The organism is Actinomadura luteofluorescens (assembly GCF_013409365.1).
Lineage (GTDB): Bacteria > Actinomycetota > Actinomycetes > Streptosporangiales > Streptosporangiaceae > Spirillospora > Spirillospora luteofluorescens.
In genome coordinates this window covers 6136226-6158493 of sequence record NZ_JACCBA010000001.1, presented here as the reverse complement: position 1 = coordinate 6158493, position 22268 = coordinate 6136226, and the positions used below count along the sequence as shown (strand labels likewise).

26 protein-coding genes are annotated in these 22268 nt (G+C 71.5%); 14 read left to right on the top strand and 12 right to left on the bottom strand.

The features are described 5' to 3' along the window. Nucleotides 1-72 precede the first annotated feature (72 nt). Nucleotides 73-1398 (top strand): DivIVA domain-containing protein, encoded by a 1326-nt coding sequence (locus BJY14_RS28680; RefSeq protein ID WP_179846449.1) that lies wholly within the window; start codon nt 73-75, stop codon nt 1396-1398. A gap of 100 nt (nt 1399-1498) precedes the next feature. Beyond that, entirely contained in the window at nt 1499-3040 is a 1542-nt protein-coding gene (locus tag BJY14_RS28675; protein ID WP_312879450.1) for an AI-2E family transporter, read from the top strand. 28 nt (nt 3041-3068) lie between these two features. Here the strand turns inward: BJY14_RS28675 and BJY14_RS28670 are convergent, their stop codons facing one another. The 4 genes from BJY14_RS28670 to BJY14_RS28655 all read right to left on the bottom strand — a co-directional run bounded on the left by BJY14_RS28670 (nt 3069) and on the right by BJY14_RS28655 (nt 6646). Further along, on the bottom strand, nt 3069-3860 hold the full coding sequence (locus BJY14_RS28670; protein WP_179846448.1) for an alpha/beta fold hydrolase: 792 nt from the start codon (nt 3858-3860) through the stop codon (nt 3069-3071). A gap of 63 nt (nt 3861-3923) precedes the next feature. Beyond that, nucleotides 3924-4646, bottom strand: coding sequence for an alpha/beta hydrolase (locus tag BJY14_RS28665; protein ID WP_179846447.1), 723 nt, complete (start codon nt 4644-4646; stop codon nt 3924-3926). 58 nt (nt 4647-4704) lie between these two features. Next, nucleotides 4705-5016, bottom strand: coding sequence for an Rv1322 family protein (locus BJY14_RS28660; RefSeq protein ID WP_179846446.1), 312 nt, complete (start codon nt 5014-5016; stop codon nt 4705-4707). Between the two features lie 58 nt (nt 5017-5074). Further along, a complete protein-coding gene (locus BJY14_RS28655; RefSeq protein WP_179846445.1) occupies nt 5075-6646 on the bottom strand; it encodes a 3-hydroxyacyl-CoA dehydrogenase family protein in 1572 nt (523 codons plus the stop codon). A 55-nt stretch (nt 6647-6701) separates the two neighbouring features. Here BJY14_RS28655 and BJY14_RS28650 point away from each other — a divergent pair, with 55 nt between their 5' ends. After that, nucleotides 6702-7685 (top strand): LLM class flavin-dependent oxidoreductase, encoded by a 984-nt coding sequence (locus BJY14_RS28650; RefSeq protein ID WP_179846444.1) that lies wholly within the window; start codon nt 6702-6704, stop codon nt 7683-7685. A 498-nt stretch (nt 7686-8183) separates the two neighbouring features. On the opposite strand, the gene BJY14_RS28645 is transcribed toward BJY14_RS28650, so the two are convergent. Beyond that, nucleotides 8184-8570: an SCO5389 family protein gene (locus tag BJY14_RS28645; protein ID WP_179846443.1), complete on the bottom strand. Its 387-nt coding sequence runs from the start codon at nt 8568-8570 to the stop codon at nt 8184-8186. Between the two features lie 155 nt (nt 8571-8725). Further along, on the bottom strand, nt 8726-8917 hold the full coding sequence (locus BJY14_RS28640) for a hypothetical protein (RefSeq protein ID WP_179846442.1): 192 nt from the start codon (nt 8915-8917) through the stop codon (nt 8726-8728). 161 nt (nt 8918-9078) lie between these two features. Between BJY14_RS28640 and BJY14_RS28635 the strand changes: the two genes are divergently transcribed. Both BJY14_RS28635 and nucS read left to right on the top strand, forming a co-directional pair. Then, nucleotides 9079-10449 carry a HEAT repeat domain-containing protein gene (locus BJY14_RS28635; RefSeq protein ID WP_179846441.1) on the top strand — a complete coding sequence of 457 codons (1371 nt, stop codon included), beginning with the start codon at nt 9079-9081 and terminating at the stop codon, nt 10447-10449. Between the two features lie 33 nt (nt 10450-10482). Next, on the top strand, nt 10483-11163 hold the full coding sequence (nucS, locus tag BJY14_RS28630; RefSeq protein ID WP_179846440.1) for an endonuclease NucS: 681 nt from the start codon (nt 10483-10485) through the stop codon (nt 11161-11163). Nucleotides 11164-11390: 227 nt separating this feature from the next. On the opposite strand, the gene BJY14_RS28625 is transcribed toward nucS, so the two are convergent. Beyond that, a complete protein-coding gene (locus tag BJY14_RS28625) occupies nt 11391-13211 on the bottom strand; it encodes a serine/threonine-protein kinase (protein ID WP_179846439.1) in 1821 nt (606 codons plus the stop codon). Nucleotides 13212-13375: 164 nt separating this feature from the next. Between BJY14_RS28625 and BJY14_RS28620 the strand changes: the two genes are divergently transcribed. The 3 genes from BJY14_RS28620 (at nt 13376) to BJY14_RS28610 (ending at nt 16363) form a co-directional block, all read left to right on the top strand. Then, the gene (locus BJY14_RS28620) at nt 13376-13816 is read left to right on the top strand and encodes a YybH family protein (protein WP_179846438.1); all 441 of its coding nucleotides are present in this window, start codon (nt 13376-13378) and stop codon (nt 13814-13816) included. A gap of 500 nt (nt 13817-14316) precedes the next feature. Then, nucleotides 14317-15696 carry an amidase family protein gene (locus tag BJY14_RS28615; protein WP_218905620.1) on the top strand — a complete coding sequence of 460 codons (1380 nt, stop codon included), beginning with the start codon at nt 14317-14319 and terminating at the stop codon, nt 15694-15696. Between the two features lie 118 nt (nt 15697-15814). Continuing rightward, the gene (locus BJY14_RS28610; protein ID WP_179846436.1) at nt 15815-16363 is read left to right on the top strand and encodes a GNAT family N-acetyltransferase; all 549 of its coding nucleotides are present in this window, start codon (nt 15815-15817) and stop codon (nt 16361-16363) included. Here BJY14_RS28610 and BJY14_RS28605 read toward each other — a convergent pair. Genes BJY14_RS28605 through BJY14_RS28595 form a run of 3 tightly spaced genes read right to left on the bottom strand, consistent with a single transcriptional unit; the run spans nt 16305 to nt 17424 of the window. Further along, nucleotides 16305-16490 carry a DUF397 domain-containing protein gene (locus BJY14_RS28605; RefSeq protein WP_179846435.1) on the bottom strand — a complete coding sequence of 62 codons (186 nt, stop codon included), beginning with the start codon at nt 16488-16490 and terminating at the stop codon, nt 16305-16307. The genes BJY14_RS28610 and BJY14_RS28605 overlap by 59 nt on opposite strands. Then, the gene (locus tag BJY14_RS28600) at nt 16481-16654 is read right to left on the bottom strand and encodes a DUF397 domain-containing protein (RefSeq protein ID WP_179846434.1); all 174 of its coding nucleotides are present in this window, start codon (nt 16652-16654) and stop codon (nt 16481-16483) included. The genes BJY14_RS28605 and BJY14_RS28600 overlap by 10 nt, the downstream gene beginning before the upstream one ends. Beyond that, nucleotides 16645-17424, bottom strand: coding sequence for a helix-turn-helix domain-containing protein (locus tag BJY14_RS28595; protein ID WP_179846433.1), 780 nt, complete (start codon nt 17422-17424; stop codon nt 16645-16647). Before BJY14_RS28595 ends, BJY14_RS28600 begins: the two co-directional genes overlap by 10 nt. Nucleotides 17425-17546: 122 nt before the next feature. On the opposite strand from BJY14_RS28595, the gene BJY14_RS28590 reads away from it, so the two are divergent. Genes BJY14_RS28590 through BJY14_RS28570 form a run of 5 tightly spaced genes read left to right on the top strand, consistent with a single transcriptional unit; the run spans nt 17547 to nt 20109 of the window. Beyond that, on the top strand, nt 17547-17936 hold the full coding sequence (locus BJY14_RS28590; RefSeq protein WP_179846432.1) for an ATP-binding protein: 390 nt from the start codon (nt 17547-17549) through the stop codon (nt 17934-17936). Then, on the top strand, nt 17933-18136 hold the full coding sequence (locus BJY14_RS28585) for a hypothetical protein (RefSeq protein WP_179846431.1): 204 nt from the start codon (nt 17933-17935) through the stop codon (nt 18134-18136). Before BJY14_RS28590 ends, BJY14_RS28585 begins: the two co-directional genes overlap by 4 nt. 51 nt (nt 18137-18187) lie before the next feature. Continuing rightward, a complete protein-coding gene (locus tag BJY14_RS28580) occupies nt 18188-18595 on the top strand; it encodes a DUF3224 domain-containing protein (protein WP_179846430.1) in 408 nt (135 codons plus the stop codon). A 31-nt stretch (nt 18596-18626) separates the two neighbouring features. Then, nucleotides 18627-19235: a TetR/AcrR family transcriptional regulator gene (locus tag BJY14_RS28575; RefSeq protein ID WP_179846429.1), complete on the top strand. Its 609-nt coding sequence runs from the start codon at nt 18627-18629 to the stop codon at nt 19233-19235. Nucleotides 19236-19287: 52 nt separating this feature from the next. Continuing rightward, a complete protein-coding gene (locus BJY14_RS28570) occupies nt 19288-20109 on the top strand; it encodes a site-2 protease family protein (protein WP_179846428.1) in 822 nt (273 codons plus the stop codon). Here BJY14_RS28570 and BJY14_RS28565 read toward each other — a convergent pair. Beyond that, nucleotides 20042-20728, bottom strand: a complete 687-nt coding sequence (locus BJY14_RS28565; RefSeq protein WP_312879449.1) for a TetR/AcrR family transcriptional regulator — start codon at nt 20726-20728, stop codon at nt 20042-20044. The genes BJY14_RS28570 and BJY14_RS28565 overlap by 68 nt on opposite strands. Nucleotides 20729-20811: 83 nt before the next feature. Here BJY14_RS28565 and BJY14_RS28560 point away from each other — a divergent pair, with 83 nt between their 5' ends. After that, complete coding sequence (locus BJY14_RS28560; RefSeq protein WP_179846426.1) at nt 20812-21633, top strand: NAD(P)H-binding protein; 822 nt, start codon at nt 20812-20814, stop codon at nt 21631-21633. A gap of 24 nt (nt 21634-21657) precedes the next feature. Here BJY14_RS28560 and BJY14_RS28555 read toward each other — a convergent pair whose 3' ends face one another. Beyond that, nucleotides 21658-22266, bottom strand: coding sequence for a PadR family transcriptional regulator (locus tag BJY14_RS28555; RefSeq protein ID WP_179846425.1), 609 nt, complete (start codon nt 22264-22266; stop codon nt 21658-21660). Nucleotides 22267-22268 lie beyond the last annotated feature (2 nt).

The window sequence follows — 22268 nt, the reverse complement described above, 5'->3', positions numbered from 1 at the left end:
GTGTCCGTCATGCCAGGCGATCAACCGGTCCCCGGAACCACCCGTAGCCCCGTCACATCAGGATTGAGCCACATGCAGTCCGACATCGACGCCCAGCTCAGCAACTTCTTTGAAGACACGCCCCCGCGCGAGTTCGACGTGGTGCTTCGCGGCTACGACCGGCACCAGGTCGACGAGCACATCAAGCAGCTCGACAACGAGGTGCGGCAGACCCGCGAGCAGACACAGGCCCTGCAGCGCGAGCTGTCGGACGCCCACCGTCAGCTGCAGGAGCAGGAACGTCCGACCTACTCCGGCCTCGGCGCCCGCATCGAGCAGCTGCTGCGACTCGCCGAGGAGCAGGCGACCGAGCTGGTCCAGGCGGCCCGCTCCGAGGCGAACGAGATCAAGGCCGCGGCCAAGGTCGACGCCGCGGAGCAGCGCGCCACCGCCGAGAACGACGCCTCCGAGCTGCGCGCCAACGCCCAGCGCGAGGGCGACGACATGCGGCAGGCGGCCGAGCGGGAGGCCGAGGAGGTGCGCACCTCCGCCCGCCGCGAGGCCGACGAGCTCACCTCCACCACCGAGCGCGAGGTCGCCAAGCTGCGGGCCACCGCCGACCACGAGGTCGCCGAGAAGCGCGCCGCCGCCGAGCGTGAGATCGCCAAGCTGCGCACCACCACCGAGCGCGAGGTGGCGCAGCTGCGCGCTTCCACCAAGCGGGAGCGCGACGAGATCCTCACCACGGCCAAGCGGCAGGCCGACGAGATGCGGGCGCAGGCCCAGCGCATCCTGGAGGAGAGCGAGGCCCAGCGCGCCCAGGCCGAGGCCGAGTTCGAGATCCAGCTCGCCGCCCGCCGCGAGGAGGCCGACCGGCAGGACGCCGAGCGCCACTCCGCCGCGCAGGCCGCGACGCAGAAGCTCGTCGCCGAGGCCGAGCAGCGTGCCGCGTCCGCCGAGCAGCGCGCCGCGAAGGCGACGCAGCAGGCCGAGCAGACCCGGCGCGAGGCCGACTCGCACGCCAAGCAGCTGATGGCCAACGCCCGCAAGAACTCCGACAACGTGATCGCCGAGGCGAAGTCGCAGGCCGAGCAACTGCTCGCCGAGACCAAGTCCGAGGCCGACCGCGTCCGGACGGCGGCGCAGCGCCAGGTCGACGAGCTCACCCGCCAGCGCGACAGCATCACCAGCCACCTCAACCAGCTGCGCCAGCTGATCGGCGGCGTCGCGCCGACGATGAGCCCCGAGCCCGAGCTCGCCGCGCCTCCGGAGAAGGCCGCGATCCCCGCGGCCGAGCCGAAGCCGGCCCCGGCGCAGCAGGCCCAGCCCAAGCAGCAGCCGGCCGCCAAGGCCGCGCCCGCCAAGCCGGCCCAGGCCAAGAAGTCCGACGAGGACGACGAGGACTGGTGGCAGGAGTGACCCCTTAAGGGTCGGGCATGACGGAAAGCCTGGAGGCGGTGAAACGCCTCCGGGCTTTCCGTCGTCTCAACCCCGTAGACGCACGACAGAGGAGACCGGCGTGCCCGACGAGACCCCCCACGACGACGGCCGCGAGCCCGCCCCCGGCGAGGGGCGGTCCGCGACCGGCCGCCGGGTCCCCGCACCGGCTCCCCCCGCCGACGAGACCGAGACCGACTCGGACGTGAGCGGCACCGGCGAGACCGACACGACCGAACCCGGCGAGGCCCGCGACAGCGGAACCCGCTCCCCCAGGAAGAGCGCGGGCGAGACCGGCTCCGACGAGACGGGGGACGGCTCCGGCGAGGACGGCTCGTCCGAGAGCGGCTCCGGTGGGAGCGACGAGGACCGCCCTGAGGCGCCCAGTGGTGCGTTGATACCCGAGGAGATCGAGCAGCCCGTGGGGGAACGCGACCCGGCGACCGGTGCCCCGGTCACCCTCCCGGCGGCGCAGCAGGCCAGCGAGCCGGTGCCGCCCGAGCCCGGCGCGCCCGACCCGGCGCACGACGTCGAGCAGCGCAAGCGCGAGGCCGGCGTCGACCACCTGTTCCCGTTCGGCAAGCCCGGCCAGCCGCTCGGCCGCGCGCACCCGTTCGTGTTCGGGTTCACCGCGGCGCTCGGCGTCATCACCGCCTGGATGCTGGTGAAGGCCGCGACGAACGCCAAGTCGGTGATCGTCATGATCGTGGTCGCGATGTTCCTCGCGGTCGGGCTCAATCCGGCGGTGGAGCGGCTGCGCAGGTTCGGCCTCCCGCGCGGCGCCGCGGTCGCCACGGTGTTCCTGATCGTGATCCTGTTCTTCGCCGGGTTCGTCGCCTCCCTCGTCCAGCCGGTGTCCGAGCAGGTCACCGAGCTGCGGCACAACATCCCCGAGTACGTCCAGCAGCTGCAGAACAACAGGACGCTGGCCGACTGGGACAAGCGCTACGGCCTGCTGGAACGCGCCGAGAAGACGGTGAACGGCGACGGGTTCCAGAAGGGCCTCACCGACACCGCCACCGGCATCGGCAAGGTCGCGATCAACGGCATCTTCCAGACGATCACGATTCTGATCCTGACGCTGTACTTCCTCAGCTCGCTGCCGCAGATCAAGACGTTCTTCTACCAGCTGGCGCCGCGCACCCGGCGGGCCCGCGTCGCCCTGCTCGGCGACGAGATCCTCGACCGGATCGGCGGCTACGTCGCGGGCCAGTTCACGATCGCGCTCATCGCGGGCGTGTGCTCGTACATCTTCCTGTCGATCCTCGGGGTGAAGTACGCGCTCGCGCTGGCGCTGATCGTCGCGGTGACCGACCTCATCCCGCTGATCGGCGCCACGATCGGCGCGGTGGTCGTCTCCCTGGTGGCGTTCCTGACCGGGACCACCACCGACCTCATCGTCTGCGCGGTCTTCTACGTCGTCTACCAGCAGGTGGAGAACTACGTCGTCTACCCGCGGGTCATGAAGCGGACCGTGGACGTCCAGCCGGCGGTGACGATCGTGGCGGCGCTGGTCGGCGCGGCGCTGCTCGGCGTGGTCGGGGCGCTGCTGGCGATCCCGACGGCGGCCGCGATCTCGCTGCTGATCCGCGAGGTCGTCATGCCGCGCCAGGAGACCCTCTAGACCGGGCGCCGGGCCGGGCGCGCCCGGCTCAGCGCGCGGTGCGGGCGAGGGCGGCGGCGAACTCCGCCACCGCCTGGTTGAACAGGTCCGGCTGCTCCACCGCGCACAGGTGCCCGGCGCGCGAGATGACGAGCGTCTCGGCGTTCGGCATCGCCTCGGCCATGGCGCGGGCCTCGTCCTCGGTGGCCAGCGCGTCCTCGTCCCCGATCATGACGAGTGCGGGGACGCGGAGGCCGCGGAGCGTCTCGAAGGAGTCCGCGCGTCCCGCCATGGCGCGCTGCGCCCACGCGGCCGCGAGCGGCGGCGCCGCCTGGACGAGGCCGCGGACCCGCCCGTAGATCAGCGCCCGCTGCCGCAAGGTGGTGGGGCCGACGAGGCCGGGCAGCACCTCGTCCACGAGGACGCGGGTGCTGCGCTCGCCCTCCAGGGCGCCGGCCTGCCGCAGCCGGTTCTCCCGCACGGGGCCGGTGTCGGCGGCGGCGCGGGTGGCGGCCAGCACGAGGCCGAGGACGAGGTCGGGGTGCCGCCGGCACAGCGCCATCGCCACGTACCCGCCCATGGACAGCCCGCCGACGACGGCCCGCCGGACGCCGAGCGAGCGGCACGCGCGGGCGACGTCGTCGGCCATGGTGTCGACGGACGGTTCGTCGTCGCCGAGCAGGGAACCGCCGAAGCCGCGCAGGTCGGGGGTGATGACCCGGAACCGGCCGGCGAGGCCCTCCCGCTGGGCGAGCCACATCGCCGACGACAGCGGGAAGGCGTGCAGCAGCACGATCGGCGTGCCGGTCCCCACGTCCCTTGCGTACAGCTGCACCGTCATTGGGCAATGGTCGCCCGCTGGCGCGGCCGGTGGGACGGAGTGGCCGCGATCGGCCGCAAGCGTTTATCTGTCCGTTTCATCCCATTCAGTGGGGAGCGGGGAGGCGGCCGGCGCGACCCGCTTGACGATCTCGTTCAGCACGATCCGGACGTAGGGCTCGCCCACCCAGAGGTGCTTGGCGTTGTCCACCGCGATCACCTCGGCCTGGGGGACGCGCTTGAACCGCTCCCGCGCCTCCGCCGGGCGCAGGTAGTCGTCGAACTCCGGCACCAGCGCCACGAGGGGCCGCCCGTCGGCGCCCCACGCGTCGAGGTCGGCGTCACCGGCCCTCTTCAGCGGCGGCGACAGCAGGATCGCGCCCTCGACCAGCGGGTCGCGTCCCCACCTGAGCGCCAGCTCGGTGCCGAACGACCAGCCGAGCAGCCACGGCTGCGGCAGGTCGTGGTACTCGGTGTACTCCAGCGCCGCCGCCACGTCGAACCGCTCGGTCTCGCCGTCGCCGAACTCGCCCTGGCTCGTGCCGCGCGCCGACGTCGTCCCCCGCGTGTTGAAGCGCAGGACGGCGAGGTCGGCGAGCGCGGGCAGCCGGAAGGACGCCTTGCGCAGGACGTGGCTGTCCATCATGCCCTCGGCCGTGGGCAGCGGATGCAGGCAGACCAGCGTCGCCACCGGCGGCCGCTCCGGCGGCAGCGCCAGCTCACCGACCAGCTCCAGGCCGTCGGACGTGTGCAGCGTGATGTCCTCGCGCCGCGCCGGCAGCACCGAGGCCGCCCTGATCTCCGCCATCGATCTCTCCGTCTCTCGTTCGGCCGGGCGGCGTCCGCCGCGCTCCGGACGCCGGTCGTCAGTAGCGCGGGGCGTTGCGCGACCGCAGGACGCGCGGCGTCCGGCGGTTCCGGGCCTGCCAGCAGGGCCGGTGCCAGTGCCGCCGGTCGTCGCCGCCGTCACCGGCCCGCCACGCGACGACGTGGCCGACGCCCGGCGCGATCTCCTGGTCGCATCCCGGGCAGCGGTACGGCTTGGCCGCCCCGGCCCCGGAGATCGACCGCACGATCCACTCGCCGTCCGGCCCCTCCTCGGTCTCCTGAGCCCATGACGCGCCTCCGCCCCGGGCGGGACGTCCAGATGCGGCACGGCGGTTCTTCCGGGGGCTCATGCTTCAAGCATAGGAACCCCCGGCCACCCCCACGGGCCGCCCGGGACGTGACGTGCGGCTAACGCAGCGGCTTTCCGGCGGTCGCGTGCTCCACGAGGAGGGGGGCCGGTGCGAGGGCCGGGTCGCGGGTCTCGGCGTGCAGGGCGCGCAGGACGGTGACGGCGCGCTCGGGCCCGATGCGGTCGAGGTCGGCGATGGGGCCGGTCGGGTAGCCGCAGCCGAGCCTCATCGCGGCGTCGATGGAGTCGGCGTCAGCGTATCCGGCGCCGAGCATGGCGGCGGCGTCGTTCAGGTACGGCAGGCGCAGGGCGTCCACGATGAACCCGGCGCGGTCGCGGCAGCGCACGACGGTGAGGCCGAGGCGCGCGAGGAGGTCTTCGGCGCGGTCGGCGACGTCCGGCGCGGTCGCGACCGTGGCGGACATCTCCGCCAGGGCGCCGGCCGGGTCGGGAAGGTGCAGCCCGACGACGTCGGACGGGCGCCCGGTGGCCATGGCCTGCCGGATCGCGGAGCCGTCCACCGAGGTGACGGCGATGACCGTGCCGGGCGCCGCGGCCCGGACGGCGGCGGACAGCAGCGCCCGCGCGGCCTCGGGGTCCTCCGCCGCCTCGATGATCAGGTCGCAGCCGGCGAGCTTGGCGGCGGAGTCGCCGACCCGTGCGCCCGCCCGGTCGCACAGCGCGGCGACCGCGTCCGCGAGCGGCCCGACGCCGACGACGCCCACGGTCGGCGCCGCGGCCTGGGCCGTCTCCTCCTCGGCGTTCTCCGACTTGTCGTAGGTGTAGAAGCCGCGGCCGGTCTTGCGGCCGAGGAGCCCGGCGGTGACGAGTTCGCGGAGCAGCGGCGAGGCGGCGTGGCGGCGGTCGCGGGACTCGGCGTAGATCGCGTCCAGCACCTCGAGGCAGGTGTCCAGGCCGATCAGGTCCATCAGGGTGAACGGGCCCATCGGCAGGCCGGCGCCCGCCTTCATCGCGGCGTCGATGTCGTCGCGGGTCGCATGCCCGGTCTCCAGCATGGTCGCGGCCTGGTTCAGGTAGCCGAACAGCAGGCGGTTGGCGACGAACCCGGCCCGGTCCCCGATCGTCACCGGCGTCTTGCCGAGCCCCTCGACCAGGGCGGCGACCCGGGCCACGGCCTCCGGCTCGGTGAGGACGGTCCCGATGACCTCCACGAGCTTCATGACCGGCGCCGGGTTGAAGAAGTGCACCCCGACGATCTTGGTGGGACGGCCGGTGGTCGCCGCGATGTTGGTGACCGACAGGGAGGAGGTGTTGGTGGCGAGGACGGCGTCGTCCCGGCACACGCGGTCGAGCTCGGCGAACACCGTGCGCTTCAGGTCGAGCCGCTCGGGGACCGCCTCGATGACGAGGTCGCAGTCGCCGAGGTCGGCGAAGTCGGTCGACAGCGTGATCCGGCCGAGGATCTCGCGCTGGGCGTCCTCGCTCAGCTTGCCGCGCTTGACGGCCCGTCCGGTCGAGGACTCCAGGTTGCCGCGGCCGCGCTCCAGCGCCTCCCGGTTCACCTCGATGCCGACGACCGCGAGGCCGCCGCGCGCCAGCACCTCGGCGATGCCCGCGCCCATCGTGCCCAGTCCGACGACCCCGACCCTGTTGAACGAACCACCAGTCATGGACGGCAGTCTTGCAGAGCGGTCACCCGCCGCCGCTGCCGGGTACGAGGGGGACGTGCGCCTCGGAATCTTCCTCCTCGCCGCCCGTTTCCCCGGTCAGGACGACGCCGCCGCCCTGTCCCGCACCGTCGAGGCCGCCGTCGCCGCCGAGCGTGCCGGGTTCGACGACGTGTGGCTCGCCGAACACCACTTCATGTCGTACGGGGTGGTCCCGTCCGCGGCCGTCCTGGCCGGGCATCTGCTGGCCGCCACCTCACGGGTCCACGTCGGGACGGCGGTGAGCGTGCTGTCCACGCAGCATCCGGTCGCGCTGGCCGAGCAGGCCACGATGCTGACCCTGCTGTCAGGCGGCCGCTTCCGGCTGGGTGTCGGGCGCGGCGGGCCGTGGCGCGACCTGGAGGTGTTCGGCACGGGCCTCCCCCGCTACGAGCACGGCTTCGCCGAATCCCTCGATCTCCTCTTGGCGTGGCTGCGTTCCGACCGTCTCGCGTGGTCGGGCGAGCATTTCGCCTTCCGCGAGGTGCCGGTCGTCCCGCGGGCTCCCGTCCCGCCCCCGGTGACGGTCGCCTGCACGTCCGCCGCGACCGAGGCGCTGGCGGCGGAACGCGGCCTGCCGATGCTCCTCGGCATGCATGTCGGGCCGGACGAGAAGGCCGCCGCCGTCGCCCGGCACGGCGACCCGTCCCTGCCGCACGTCTCCACCCATGTCGCCCAGGTCGCCGACACGCGGGAGCAGGCGGTCGCCGCCCTCATGGACGGGATGCCGCGCTGGCTCGGCCCCGGCCTGGAGGGATACGTCGCCGTGGACGACCGCCCGCGCCCGTCCCGCGACCCCGTCGCCTACGCGCGCCGGATGTGCGACCTCCACCCGATCGGCTCGCCGGACGACTGCGCCGAATCCCTCCTCGCCACGATCGAGCGAACCGGCATGAGACACCTGATCCTCCTGGTGGAGGCCGCCGGCTCCCGCGCCGCCACCCTGGAGAACATCGCCCGCCTGGGCCAGGAAGTCCTCCCCAAGATCCGCGCCGCCACCTGACCGCACACCCCAACAACCGGCCGCGCGGATCGGCGGGACCTGACGGTCGGCCATCGCCTGCCCGTCATGCACTTGAACGCGCGGCCCCTTCTGGGACATCGTCCAGAAGGGCGGCAAGGCCGACGCCAAGGGACGGCTCCCGCGCTCGCCGGCGCCCGGACAGTGGCGGGCGGGTCACTTTCCACATCGCGATACGGCGGGTGCCGCGCCGGGGTGGTCGGGGCAGGCTGGTCAGCACTAGCGGAGCCCCACCGAGACCCAGCCCGCACACACCCGAACGCGCGGCGCGCCGAACCGATCGGCGCGCCGTTGAAAACAGGTCGACGGTCGCGGAGCCCGGCACGAAACCGCGCCAGCAGACCGGGCCGCCACATGAGCGCGCGGCGCGCCGCACGGGAAAGGCGGGGCAGCAGTCGCGGAGTGCGGCCGCCAGCGCTCTGCCGCAACACACGCGCGCGGCGCGCCGCACGGGTCGGCGCGCCGCACGGGGAAGGCGGGTCAGCAGTCGCGGAGTTCGGGGGACTGGTTGAGGATCTGTTCGCGGGCCGTGACGAACGTCCGGTAGGCGGAGGAGTCCCCGGTGGGGAAGACCGCGACGCGGTGGCAGTTCTGGAACGCCAGTCTCACCCCGAAGTAACGTTCCAGCGCGCCGCGCATGGCGTCGCTCGCGAGGACGCGGAGGAGTTGGCCGCGCGCCTTCTCGTCCGGCGGCGGGGTGAGGTTGTCGGCGAAGTCTCCGCCGTCCACCTGGAGCCGGGCGACGAGGCCGCTGACCATATCCCAGGCGTAGGGCAGGGAGGTCCTGATGCACTCGACGAAGTCCGCGTCGCCGACCTCGCCCTTCTGCGCCGTCTCCAGCAGTTCCGGGGTCACGTCGAGAGACATGCGGGGTCCTTTCACAGACGGAGGATGAACACCCACCAGCAGACGGTAATCACGGACCCGGGAGAATTCCAGGCTTGACAAAGGTTTTCATTCCGCTATGAACGGGGCCCCGGCCGACGGCCGGGGCCTTGGTCATCGCGCGGGCGCGGCCTCGGTCATCGCGCGGGCGCGGCGCCGTGCTGGCGGCGCCGCCGCGCGGCCGGCCGGGCGGCGAACCGCTCGGCGCGCTCGGCCCAGTACTCGCGGGCCCGGCGCACCAGTCGTGCGTCCCGCTCGGCCGCGGCCTCCGCGCGCAGCGCGCGGGCCCGCTCGCTCATGAGCGACTGCATGATCTCTTGGTGGTACACGGCCCCTCCCGAATGGTCCGGGCCGATCGGCACGGCCCGACATCCAAGAGACTCTCGCTAAGGCCCTGGGCCCCACATGGGCACGACGCCCTATATCGCCCGGCCAACGGTCTTAGGCCTGCTTAGGGCGGACGGCCCGGCACCGGTGGCATGATCGCGGTATGGGCGAACCGCTGGCGGGGCTGGACGGTATCGACTGGGCGGGCCTCGACCACGCCTACGGCTCTGCGGAGGACGTACCCGGCCTACTCCGCGCCCTTTCCTCGTCCGACGAGGAAAAGCGGGAGGCGGCGGTGGGCGAGCTGTTCACCAACATCTTCCACCAGGGAAGCCGGTACGGCGCGTCCGCGGCGGCGGTCCCGTTCTTGGTCGCCCTCGCGGCGGACCCGGACACCCCCGAGCGCACCTGGCCGCTCTACCTGGCGTCCGCCCTGGCGATCGGTTACGACGAGGCACACCTGCCGTCCGGTGTCGACATCACGGCCTGGCGCGAGGAAACGGCGCGGCTGCGGAATTCCGACCCGGCGACCGAAGCGCGGCGGCTGGACGCGTGGGTCGCGGAGGCGGCGAACGAGCAGGAGCGCCGCGCCAGGGCCTTCGACCGGGACCACTTCGACTTCGCGTGGGCGCTGCGCTCCGTCGAGGCGGAACTCGCCGCCTACGACGCCGTCCGCACCGTTCTGCCCACCGTGCGGACCCTGCTCGGTGACGACGACGCCGGAGTGCGGGCCGCCGCCGCCTACACGGCAGGCTGGTTCCCCGAGGAGGCGTCCGCCACGCTCTCCGCACTGGACGCGTTGCTCGACGCCGAGCAGGACCCGACCGTCATCGCACACGCCCTCATCGCCGCCGGGCTGCTGACCGGCGAAACGCCCCCTGCCCAATCCCGCGACCACCTCACCACCCCCGCGGCGTCGGGCGAGCAAACGCCCCACGCTCAGACTCGTGACCGGCTCACCGTCGTTGGGCCTGCGGGCGGTTCAACGGCACTTGCTCGCAGCCGCGAGCACCTCGTCGCTGGGCCGGCGGGTGGCCGGGGGTTCCTCTCTCGGTGCCGAGAGCACCTGGCCGCCGCTGAGCCGCTGCCGCGTTGGGCGGCGGCTATCGTGCTCGCCCGTCTGGGCGCTGCCGACGCGGCCGTCATCGCCGAACTGGCGGCCTCCAGCGTGTCCCCGCCCGAGGGAGATGCGGCCTTTCTGGAAGGCGATCTGCGCCTCTACTCGGCGCTGGCCCTGGTGTCGCTGGACGAGGTGCCGCCCGACGCGGTCGACGCCGTCCTTAGCGGACTATCCCGTACGCACGGCGACGCGTCGTTCCCGATGGCCGAGGCGGCGCTGAGGCTGGCGTTCGGCACACCGGCCGTCCCGCTCCCCCGGTTCGCCGACCTCACTCCGGCGCAACAGCGGACGGTCCGCACGATCGCCGAACTGCCGCCCGACAGCTGGCGGTGGGGCAATCTGCTGGAGCTCCTCCGCGCCTGGGGCCTGCCCACCGTCCACGACGAGTGCCGCCGGTACGCCGGTCTCGCCTGAAGCAGGCCGGACGTCGCACTAAGGTGATGCACCGTGCGTCTCGTTATCGCCCGCTGCAGCGTCGACTACGCCGGCAAGCTCACCGCCCATCTGCCGATGGCCCTCCGCCTGATCCTGATCAAGGCGGACGGGAGCGTGAGCGTGCACGCCGACGACCGCGCCTACAAGCCCCTCAACTGGATGAATCCGCCCTGCTCGCTGCGCGAGGAGGTCTACGAGGAGAACGGCGCCGTCGCACGCTGGACCGTCACGCACGGCAAGTCGGGCGAGCGGCTGATCCTCACCATCGAGGAGCTCCTGCACGACACCAGCCACGAGCTGGGCATCGACCCCGGCCTCCAGAAGGACGGCGTCGAAGCGCACCTCCAGGAACTGCTCGCCGAGCACATCACCACCCTCGGCGACGGCTACACCCTGATCCGCCGCGAGTTCCCCACCGCCATCGGCCCGGTCGACATCCTGTGCCGCGACGCCGCCAGCGCCACCGTCGCCATCGAGATCAAACGCCGAGGCGAGATCGACGGCGTCGAGCAGCTCACCCGCTACCTGGAGCTGCTGAACCGCGACCCGCACCTGGCCCCCGTCCGCGGCGTCTTCGCGGCCCAGGAGATCAAGCCCCAGGCCCGCGTCCTCGCCACCGACCGCGGCATCACCTGCGTCACCCTCGACTACGACGCCCTCCGCGGCATCGAGCACGAAGGCACCCTCTTCTGACACCCTCCCGTCCCGCCCACGCCCTGACGGCATTCGCGTCCTGACGGCGGAGTCCCGACAGGGCTCGCGTCCCGACAACGGGCCGGGTTCCAGGCAACGGCCCGCGCCCCGGCTGCGGGCGCGCGGGCCGGTTCGGCCCTTCTCGCGCGGCGAGGGCTTGCGTCCTGCGGGACCGCGGGGTCGGCGGCGTTGTCGCCCCCGCAGGACGTGCCTGGCCGCATGGGTCACTAAACAGGGAGCCGGGCCGCCAGTTCGGGTCTGAACAGGTCCTTCACCTCCCCGTAGGCAATGGCGAAGTCGTAGGCACTCGTGCGGCCCAGATCGAATTCGGACACGCCTCCGTCCAGCCCGGCATAGACAAGGCCGAACCGGCTCTTCCCGAAGAACGGCAGCGCCATGGGGGGCGACTCGGGGGACTGGGGATCCAGGAAGAACGCATGGCGTCCGAGAGGGTTGAAGAACCCGCCCGAGCCGGAGTGACCCCGCATCAACTGCAGCTTGTCGTCTCCGTCCGGAAGCGCGTCCCACAACCTTGTCATTCCGGCCTTGCCGAACGAGGCGGGCTTGAAGACGTCGTCGGCCGTCAGGGCGCGGCCTGTGCGCAGGTCGACGGTGACGACGAACCCTGGGTGGAAGTAGCCGGGCCCCTTCCCGCATCTGCGCTGGAATTTCGGAACGTAGCGCACCGACACCAGATCCGGGCCGGTCAGGCCCTTGACGACGCTCATGGCGAGCAGGTTCGTCCCGCCACCGCAGGCGGCGCGCGCGGCGGCGGTCTTGCCCCATTCCTTGTAGAACGTGACGGCCTGGTCGAGCGGGACGCGCAGGGCCCTGTTGGCCGCGGTCTGGACCGTCGCGTTCTTCAACCCCTTGACCTGCGCGTACTGGCCGCCCTGGACCCTCAGCACCCGGTCGGGGTAGGTCCGGTCCAGGGAGGCGAGAGTGACCGCGGGCGCTGCCGCCGCCTCCGGGCGCGTCGTCTCGTAGGTGACCACACCGACGGTCCCCGCCGCGGTCGCCCCCGCGACGACCAGCGCGGCCTTGACCACGCTCGCCTTGGCGAGGAAGCCCGCCGCCGTGTTCCCGGCGCCCGCGACGGCGGTCCCGGACGTTCCGGCGCCTCCCGCGCCCGCGGTCCCGGCGGCGGCGCCCGCGGCGGCGGTGCCCGCCGGCGCCGAGATCCCCGCGGCGGCGAGCGGGAACAGCATGGACAGGCCTGCCGCCGCGGCGGCCAGCGCGCGGATGCCGCGGCCCTCCCAGTCGTCCCCGTAGGCCGCGCGGGCGACGCTTTCGAGCTCGGCGACGAACTCCACGGCCCCGGCGTGCCGCTCCGCCGGGTCCTTCGCCAGTCCCCGCGCGACCAGCGGGCGCAGCGGGACGGAGAAGTCCTCCAGCGGGACGGCCGCGGTGAGGTGCTGCCCGCGCAGCCCGACGGCGCTGTCCGCGCCGAACGGCCGCCGGCCCATGACGCATTCGTAGAAGACGCAGGTCGCCGCGTACACGTCGGCGGACGGGCCGGCCTCGCCCGCCTCCCACTGCTCCGGCGCCATGTAGGACGGGGTGCCCGACCGCGACGCCGAGCCGGCGGCCGACGCGATGCCGAAGTCGATGAGCTTGCTGCGCCCGTCCTCGGGCACCACCACGTTGGCGGGCTTGTAGTCCCGGTGGACGACGCCCACCGCGTGCGCCGCCGCCAGCCCGAGCAGCGACCCCTTCAGAACGGTCAGCGCCGCCTGCGGATCCAGCCGGCCGTGCTCGGCGAGGACCACCTTGAGCGAGACCCCGTCGACCGCCTCCATCACGAGGGCGGCGCCGTGCTCGCCCTCCACCAGCTGGTAGAGCCGGGCCACGTGCGGGCTCTGCACCCGGGCCAGCATCTCGGCCTCGCGCCGCAACGACTCCAGCGGGGCCGGGTCCGGCCCGACGACGACGTACTTCACCGCGACCGGGAACCCGGTCTCCTCGTGCCGCGCCAGAACGACGCGTCCCTGCGCCCCCGCCCCGAGTTCGCGCACCTCGCGAAACCCGGAGATCTTCCACTCGCCCACGTACGCTCCTCGCCGCCCCGGCCTTGTTGATCATGTGACGCGGCCGTCCGCGAGGATGTTCGGACCACCTGCCGGGGCGTGGACGAGGTCGACCGCGGCATCACATTTCCGCGGGCTGCTCCGTCATATGGGTGAGAAACCGAGATTCCAAGGGGTGGACGGGCATGACCGCACGGCACGAGACCGACGAGACGAAGATCCGGCAGCTGGTCGACGGCACCGCCGAATGGATCCGCGCCAAGGACCTGAAGGCCCTGGAGCGGGTCTACACGGCGGACGTCGTGTCCTTCGACGTCGAGCCGCCGCTCCAGCACGTCGGAGTCGCCGCGAAGCTGAAGAACTGGACGAACGTCTTCACGTTCTTCCATGAGGCGTCGTACGAGGTCCGCGACCTGACCCTCACCGTGGGCGAGGACGTGGCCTTCGGGCACTGTTTCGGCCGGCTCAGCGGCACGCTGGCGAACGGAACGACGACGAGCGGCATGTGGGTCCGGGCGACCTTCGGCTTCCGAAAGGTCGACGACGAATGGCTGATCGCCCACGACCAGGTCTCCGTGCCCCTCGACGTGGCGACCGGCAAGGGAGTGGTGGACCTCCAGCCCTGACGAGACGCTGACGGCAACGCCCGACGCTTGCGGCAGGCCGGGCCTCCGACCTGGGCTCACAGGTCAGGGGCTCGGCCTTGCCGCTGTCGGCGGCCCCTGCTTCTCGCCCACCGGACCGCATCCCGGTGAACGCAGGAAAGTCGCCCAGTGGGCGCAGAGCGAGCTCCTCCGCCTCTGGGTCCACCCCGGCCTTGAGCCGCACAAAACGCCGCGCAGCAGCACAGCAATAGCCAAAGTGTGCGCCTTCTCGTCAAAACGGACTTCGACGGTCTGGTCCAGCGCACCACAAAAACCACGTGGAAACGAAGCGCCGGAACCGGCTTCGCAGCCCGCGACCTGCGGCAATTGGCACAGCAGATTGACATACCCCCTCTCTTCCGGACTGTTCTTGATGGTCGCCGCAGGCGGCCCCGCCGAACGGCGGAGGTAAACAAGACAGGAGGAGGCCAATGGAAACGGCCTTTTTCGAAAGGATGACCGTCGGCGACTTGCTTCGAGCAATGGCGCACGATGGCCTGACCGCAGAAGAACTCACCATGCGGTGCCTGAACCGCATCGAGCGTCTGAACCCCCTGCTGCACGCCGTCATCAGCGTGAATCCGTACGCGCCGGAGGAGGCCCGCCGGGTCGATCGGCTTCGGGCCTCAGGCTTCCCGCTGGGACCGCTCGCCGGGATCCCGGTTCTGGTGAAGGACAACATCGACACCCTCGGCCTGCCCACCACGGCCGGCTCCGAGGCTCTGCGCCACGTCCTGCCGCACCGCGACGCGGAGCTGGTGTCCCGGTTGCGCCGAAGCGGCGCGATCATCCTGGGCAAGACGAACCTGACGGAGTGGGCCGCCTACCGCAGTAACGACGTACCCAACGGATGGAGCCCGGTCGGCGGCCAGACCAGGAATCCCTATGTCCTGGACCGGTCGCCCTACGGGTCGTCCAGCGGTTCCGCGGTCGCGGCGGCCGCGGGCCTGGCCCCGGTGACCATCGGCACCGAGACCTTCGGCTCCATCGTCTCGCCCGCCGGGATGAACTCCGTCGTGGGTTTCAAGCCCTCCATGGGGCGGGTCAGCGGGGACGGCATCGTGCCGATCTCGCCGTTCCAGGACACAGCTGGACCGATCACCCGGAACGTGGCCGACGCGGCCGCGGTGTTCCTGGTGATCGCCACGCCCCGCCGCGCGATCCGTCTGGAAACGGCCCTTCTGGCCGGGACCAGGATCGGCGTGTGGAGGGGTGTACGGAACAGCAGCGCGAAGCACTCAGATGTGAATCGTGTTCTCGCCGAAGCCACGGCGATGCTGCACGAACTGGGTGCGACCACCGTCGAGGTGGACCTGACCGTACCGGACACGTCCGAGGTGCTCTCCTACGAGTTCAAGGTGAGCATCAACGACTATCTCGGCACGGTCGGCGGCGACGGCCCGCACGACCTCGGCGACCTGATCGCCTTCCGGAGCCATCCGGACGAGCGGACGTCCGACCTGGGGCTGGCCAAGTTCGAGCAGGCCCAGGATTCGGACATGGCCCGCCGGCCGAGCGACTACCTGGAAGAACGCGCTCAGATCACCGAGGAGATACGCGGGAGCATCGGCCGCGTCTTCGGGCGTCACCGCCTGGACGCGATCATGAGCCCGACCAACGGCCGGGCGCCGGAGGTCTCCGAGCGCGACTTCGCCTGGTTGCACTCCTGCTCTCCGGCGGCGGTCGGCGGATACCCGAGCATCGCGGTCCCCGCCGGCTACGCCGACTCCCAGCTGCCGCTGGGGGTCTCGTTCACAGGCCGCAGGAACCGCGACGAGGAGCTGCTGGGACTCGCCTACTCCTTCGAGCAGGCGACCCAGGCCCGCAAGCGGCCCCTGTACCTGCCCACGCTCCCGGCCTGACAGCCGGGCACGCGTGACAGGTGAACACCGACCGGCCCCAGCTACCCGCTGGGGCCGGTCCCTTCCGACATGGTCCTTCACGGATGCTGGACAGCGGGCGGCGTTGCCGGGACGATTCATGGCCGTGAACCAGGGCCTGCGCATACGACCAGCCGAACCGGATGACTACGACCGAATCGTCGGCGTCGTGGACGACTGGTGGGGGCGGCCGGTCACGTCGATCCTGCCGCGCCTCTTCCTCGATCACTTCCACCGCACGAGCCTGGTCGCCGAGGACGGCGCCGGCCTGGCGGGGTTCCTCATCGGGCTCTTGTCGCCCTCGATGCCCGACGCCGCCTACATTCACTTCGTCGGCGTCGCACCCCGTCTTCGCGGCAACGGCCTCGCCCGTCGCCTCTACCACCGGTTCTTCGACCTGGCCGCGGCCGAGCACCGCACCCGGGTGAAGGCGATCACCTCTCCGCAGAACCAGGGTTCCATCGCCTTCCACACCGCGATGGGCTTCACGGTCACCGGCCCCATCCCCGACTACGACGGCCCCACGGTCGACCGCGTCGTCTTCCAGCTCGAACTCACCACACCCTCGGCAGGCGCAGCACAGCCGGAGATCAGGCCTGCCGCTTCAGTTCCGCCAGCAGCGCCCGGAAGTCCCGCCGATCAAACGTGAGATGCCCCGCCTCAGGCGCCTTGCTGTCACGCACGCCGACCCCGCCGGACAGAGCGGCCAGCTCAACGCACTGGCTAGACGTTCCCTCGACGGACTGGCTGGACTTGCGCCAAGTGACTACCTGCACTGCTCCACCAGCTTCCGGAACGTCTCACGGGAGAGGGCGAGGTGACCGGCGTCCGGGGCCTTGCTGTCGCGGACGCCGATGCCACCGGGCAAACGAGCCAGCTCAACGCATGCATCACCCTGAGCTTCGCTTCGCCGAGCCTTGCGCCACTTGATCAACTCCATCGAGCGACCGCCTTCCGTATGAACTCATTGGACTCGCTCACATTCAACGCGTGAGCTTGGATGAACGAGAACATGCTGACTACGGGCAGGATGTCGCCCGGATCGCTAGTGGTCACTCCGCCCCGGGCGTTGGTCATGTAGAGCAGTTCCTCTCCTGTGGCTTGAGTCGCCAGGTTGAATGATCCACCCAATCCCCAGTGTCTCCCGGTGGGAGCAATTTGCAAGGCTACGTTGTCCAGCTGAGCGACTTCCGCAAGGTACTCACACTGCTCCTTCATGATGGCCGGGCCGCCGACCTCGGTATATAGAACCGGTTCACAGAGCACGATGCTGATCTTGGGGGGATGTTGCCGCTTCAAGATCCCCTGACGTTTGAGACGGGCCTCGACGGCCTGTTCCGTCCCGAGCAGCGCCCACATGTACGCCTCGGTCTGGAACAGCCCATAGACCGTCATGATCTCGAAGGCGCGCAAGAGCGCAGCCGTGGACTCAGCCTTGGGGTAGTCAACGAAGAACCTGGGGTAGGCAGCCGACCGCAGGAGGTCTTCCCATGCTTCCGCGAGAGTTGGCGAGCAGTCCATGGCCTTGTCCAAGCGGCTCGCGAATTCTTCGCGGCACCTGGTCGTGCCGAGTTCTACCTGAGCTATGTAGGAACGAGTGACGGCCGTGAGGTTGGCCAGCTCGATTCGCGAAAGGTCACGCTCTCTCCGCAAACGGGAGACCTCTCCGCCAAAGGCGACGGTTTGGGGAGTCGGCTTCCTAGTTGCCATGGGGACCTCCTGATTACACCAGGTGACACCGCTGTTTTTGTGTCTGGCCACTTCACCGCTAACGCTACTCCTCGGAGTGAATTCTGTGCGCAGAGTCACAGACATTCGAGGGGTGATCGTTCATGGAGGACCCGGCGGCGATCGTGATCAAGGCGGAGTTGGGGGCGGTGCGGGAGGCGCGGGAATTCGTCGCGCTCGCCTTCGGGGGGTGGAGGCTTCACGACTTCGCAGCCCGGACGGTGGTCAGTGAGCTGGTCACCAATGCCGTCAGGCACGGGTCGCGGGAAGGCGATCACGTCGTCGTCCGGGCTTACCGGTGGGAGGGCGGCGGTGTCGTGGTCGAGGCATGGGATCGGTCGGACGTGCTGCCTGTCGTTCGTCCCGTCGACTTCGCGGCCGAGTCGGGGCGGGGGCTTCAGCTCGTGGAGGCGCTGGTGCGGCGGTGGGGTGCCCGTCCGCTCAACGAGGGCGGGAAGGTCGTGTGGGCCGAGGTCGAGGCCGTCGAGGTATGAGTGACGCGCTTCTGCTGCTGTTTCTCCAGCGGCTCTTTCCGAGGTGGTCGATCCGGCTGGAGCGGGGTGGTGTCTGGCGGGCCGAGGGGGACGTCCATATCTCGGCGTCGTCTCGGGAGGGGCTGGTCGGGGTGCTCGCCACCGTTGATCCCGATGGGGTGGCGGAGGCTGTCCGGGTGCTTGAGGAAGTCGGCCGGTGAGGTGAGCGTGGGTCTCCCCCGGTGTCGGACGGGGCGGGCATCATGGCGGGCATGACGTTTCAAGCCAGCGGCAGCTTCGACATCGAGGCGTGGGACGCCGACAAGCCCTACGACGAGCAGGGCGACAACCGGATGACCCGGGTCCACGTGGGCAAGACCTTCCACGGCGACCTCGTGGGGACGAGCTCCACCGAGCTGATCACGGTGGAGACGCCGGCGGGGCCGGTCGCCTATGTGGGGATCGAGCACGTCCAGGGGATCCTGCACGGCCGCGAGGGGACGTTCGTCCTGCAGCACAGCGCGGGCAGCGAGGACGGGACGGCCGACACCCAGTGGCTGCGGTGGCTGATCGTCCCCACCTCGGGGACGGGGGAGCTCGCCGGGATCCGCGGCGTCGGGCAGATCTCCGTCACCGAGGACGGCGGGCACACCTGGGCGCTGGAGTACACGCTGGACTGAGCGCCGACCGGCGGCCGGTAATGTTCGGGTCATGCCCCCGGTCACCGGCGACGCCACGCGCGAGCGCATCATCGACGCGGCCGAAGCGTGCTTCGGCCGTTTCGGCGTGGCCAAGACCACGGTGGAGGACATCGCCGCCGCCGCGAAGCTGTCGCGGGCGACCGTGTACCGCAGCGTCACCGGCGGGCGGGACGAACTGATCCTCGCCGTGGTGGTGCGCGACCTGCGGCGGTTCCTGGACCGGCTCGCCGAGCGGCTGCGCCGGGAGCGGTCGGTCTCGGAGGCGATCGTCGAGGGGACGCTGGACGCGGTGACCTTCGTCCGCGAGGAGCCGGCGATCGCGCACTTCCTCGTCCCGGAGGCGGCGGGGCACATGCAGGCGGCGGTGGCGGGGGCGGCCGAGCACGTGCTCGCGCTGTGCTGCGAGTACGTGCGGCCCCATTTCGAGCAGGCGCAGCGGCAGCGGACGCTGCGCGCCGACATCGAGGTGGAGGGGACGGTCGAGTTCCTCTTCCGCATCATCACCTCGCTGATCGTCATGGACCGGGACCGGGACGACGACGGGCTGCGCCGCTTCCTGCGCACCTACGTCGTGCCGGTCATCGCGGCGCCGGCGTCCGGGCGGACGGCCTCCGCATGAGGACCTGGGACGGGACGCCGCGCGGACCGCGCGGCGGGAAGGGCCGGGAACGATGAATGGCACTGCGCGCGAGGCGCGGGGAGGCGCGGCCGTCCGGCCGAGTCCGGTGTTCCTGGCGGTCGTGGCGGCGACCGTCCTGTGCGGCCTGATCGCCTGGCGGTACGGGACGATCCTGGACAGGCCAGGTCGTGTCGCGCTGTTCGGGTTCGTGATCGCGGCGTGGGTCCTGTCGCTGTCCCTGCACGAGTTCGGGCACGCGTACATGGCCTTCCGGTCGGGCGATCGCAGCGTCGCCGCCAAGGGCTACCTCACGCTGAACCCGCTGAAGTACTCCGACGTCACGCTGAGCTTCCTCATCCCCGTGGTGTTCATCGTGCTCGGCGGCATCGGCCTGCCGGGCGGGGCGGTGTGGATCGACCGGCACGTGATCCAGGGCCGGCTGCGGCACAGCCTGATCTCGGCGGCGGGCCCGCTGTCGAACGCGCTGTTCGCCGTCATGCTCGCGGTGATCTTCAAGAACTTCGCCGACGCCGACCACGCGCTGTTCTGGTCGGGGCTGGCGTTCCTGGCGTTCCTCCAGGTCACCGCGACGATCCTGAACCTGCTGCCGATCCCCGGCCTGGACGGCTTCGGGATCGTCGAGCCGTACCTGCCGCGCCGCCTGGCGGACCAGGCGAACGCCTACGGCGGCTACGCGTTCCTCATCCTGATCGCGCTGCTGTGGCTGGGCCCGATCAACCAGGGCTTCTTCAACGTCATCTACTACCTCACCGACGCGATCGGCCTCGGCGAGTTCCCGTTCCGGGTCAACGGGTCGGTCGACCACTTCCCGATCGAGCTGGGCCACTACCTGTTCCAGTGGTGGAAGAACTAGTCGTCAGCCGTCGGACGATGCTGCGGAGCTGCTCGGTGTAGTGCTCCTGGAACTCGGGTGACCGCGGGTCCATCCCGAAGACGTGGCGGACGGCGAGCGGCTTGGTGACCGGCGCCGACACCAGCGCCATCACGGCGAACATGATCGCGGCCGGGTCGAGGTCGGCGGGCAGTTCGCCGGCGGCCTGGCGGCGCTCGATGTCGGACAGGTCCTCTCGGGGACCGGCCGGGATGTCGTCCAGGTCCTCGGTGAGGCCGCGCCAGGCGTTCAGCCGGGTGCCGCGCGGGTCGGCCAGGGCGTGCTCCAGGTACCGGACCACGATCTCGTCGAAGGGGACGTCCGGGTCGTTGAACTCGGCCTCCCGCTCCAGCCAGCGGCGGTGGAGGTCGCAGTACAGCCCCTGCTTTCCGCCGAAGTAGTAGTTGATCAGCTGTTTGTTGACCCCGGCGCGGTCGGCGATGTCCTGGACGCGGGCGCCCGCGTAGCCCTTGGCCGAGAACTCCTCCAGCGCGGCGTCCAGCAGCAGGCGCCGCGACCGCTCGGCATCGAGCGTGCGCTCGTCGGGGGCGGGGGCGCGCCGTGCCTGCTTCGTCGCCGGCCGTTTCGTCGGTTCCGTCACGTCGCCCATGGTAGCCGCGCTACTGATGGGTTCAACCATCCGGCTGTTTGACAACTTCATCCATCTGGTTGAAGCTGGGCCGCATGATCCTCGTAACCGGAGCGACCGGCAACGTCGGGCGCCATCTCGTCGGCGAACTGCTCACCGCGGGCGCCGCCGTCCGCGCGCTGACCCGGGACCCCGCCACCGCGAACCTGCCCAGCGAGGCGCAGGTCGCCCGCACCGACGAGATGCCGCTGGACGGCGTCACGTCGCTCTTCCTCAACCCGGCCGTGTTCTGGAACGGCCTCGGCGACCTGCTCACCCGCGCCGTCGACCACGGCGTCCGGCGCGTGGTCATGCTGTCGTCCGCCGCCGCGCTGGACGACGACCCGTCCAACACGCTGGCGGCGCACCACCTCGACATCGAACGGGCGATCGAGGCGACCGGGATGGAGTGGACGTTCACGCGTCCCGGCGAGTTCGCCTCCAACGCGCTGGGATGGCGCGAGGCGATCCGCGCCGGCGAGCCCGTCCGCGAGCCGTACGCGGCCGCGCGCAGCACGCCGATCCACGAGCGCGACATCGCGGCCGTGGCGGCGAAGGCCCTGCTCACCGATGCCCTGGTCGGCGCCAGGCCGGTGCTGTCCGGCCCCGAGTTGCTCACCCATCCAGAGATGGTCGGACTCATCGGGGAGGCGTCCGGCCGCCCGGCGCGGTTCGAGGAGGTCGCTCCCGAGCGGGCGCGGGAGGAGATGCTCGGCCGCCCCTACATGCGCGAGGGCCTGGTGGACGTCCTGCTCGGGCTGCGCGCCCGCGCCGTCGACCACCCGTTCGCGCCGACCGGGGAGGTCGAGCGGATCACCGGCCGCCCGGGCCGGACGTTCAAGGAGTGGGCCGCCGACCACGCCGACGACTTCCGCTGACCGGCTCCCGCGGGGCCGCGAGCCTCAGTGCTCGCGGCCCCGCGCGCTCTCGGAGCCGCTCTCGGAGCCGCGCTCGGAGCCGCGCTCGGAGCCGCGCTCGGAGCCGCGCTCGCCGAGGGTCTCGATCTCGCGTGCGGCCCAGTCGAACCAGTCACGGCGCATCGCGGCGAACCGCTTGCCGTACTCGATGACCAGCCGCCCGTAGACCGACAGGTCGTCCTCGCCCCAGTCGACGTTCTTCTCCAGGGCGGCCAACTCGTCGAGGTAGCTCCCGAGCCCCGCCACGTGCGCGCGCATGTAGCGCTGGGCCTCCCCCGGCTCGACCAGCCCGAGGAAGAAGACCCGCAGCAGCGACTCGTCCTTGCGGCTCCCCTTCGAGGGGACGTCCACCAGCCAGTGGCGCAGTTCCGCGCGGCCTGACTCTGTGATCCGGTACACCTTGCGGCCGCGCGGCCCCTCCTCGGCGACCTCGATCAGCCCCGCGTCGGCGAGCTTGCCCAGCTCGCCGTAGAGCTGGCTCTGCCGGGCCGGCCAGACGTTCCCCAGCGAGATCTCGAACATCTTCAGCAGGTCGTAGCCGCTGGCGCCGTCCATCTCGGCGATGAGCCCGAGGACCGCATGTCGCAAACTCATGC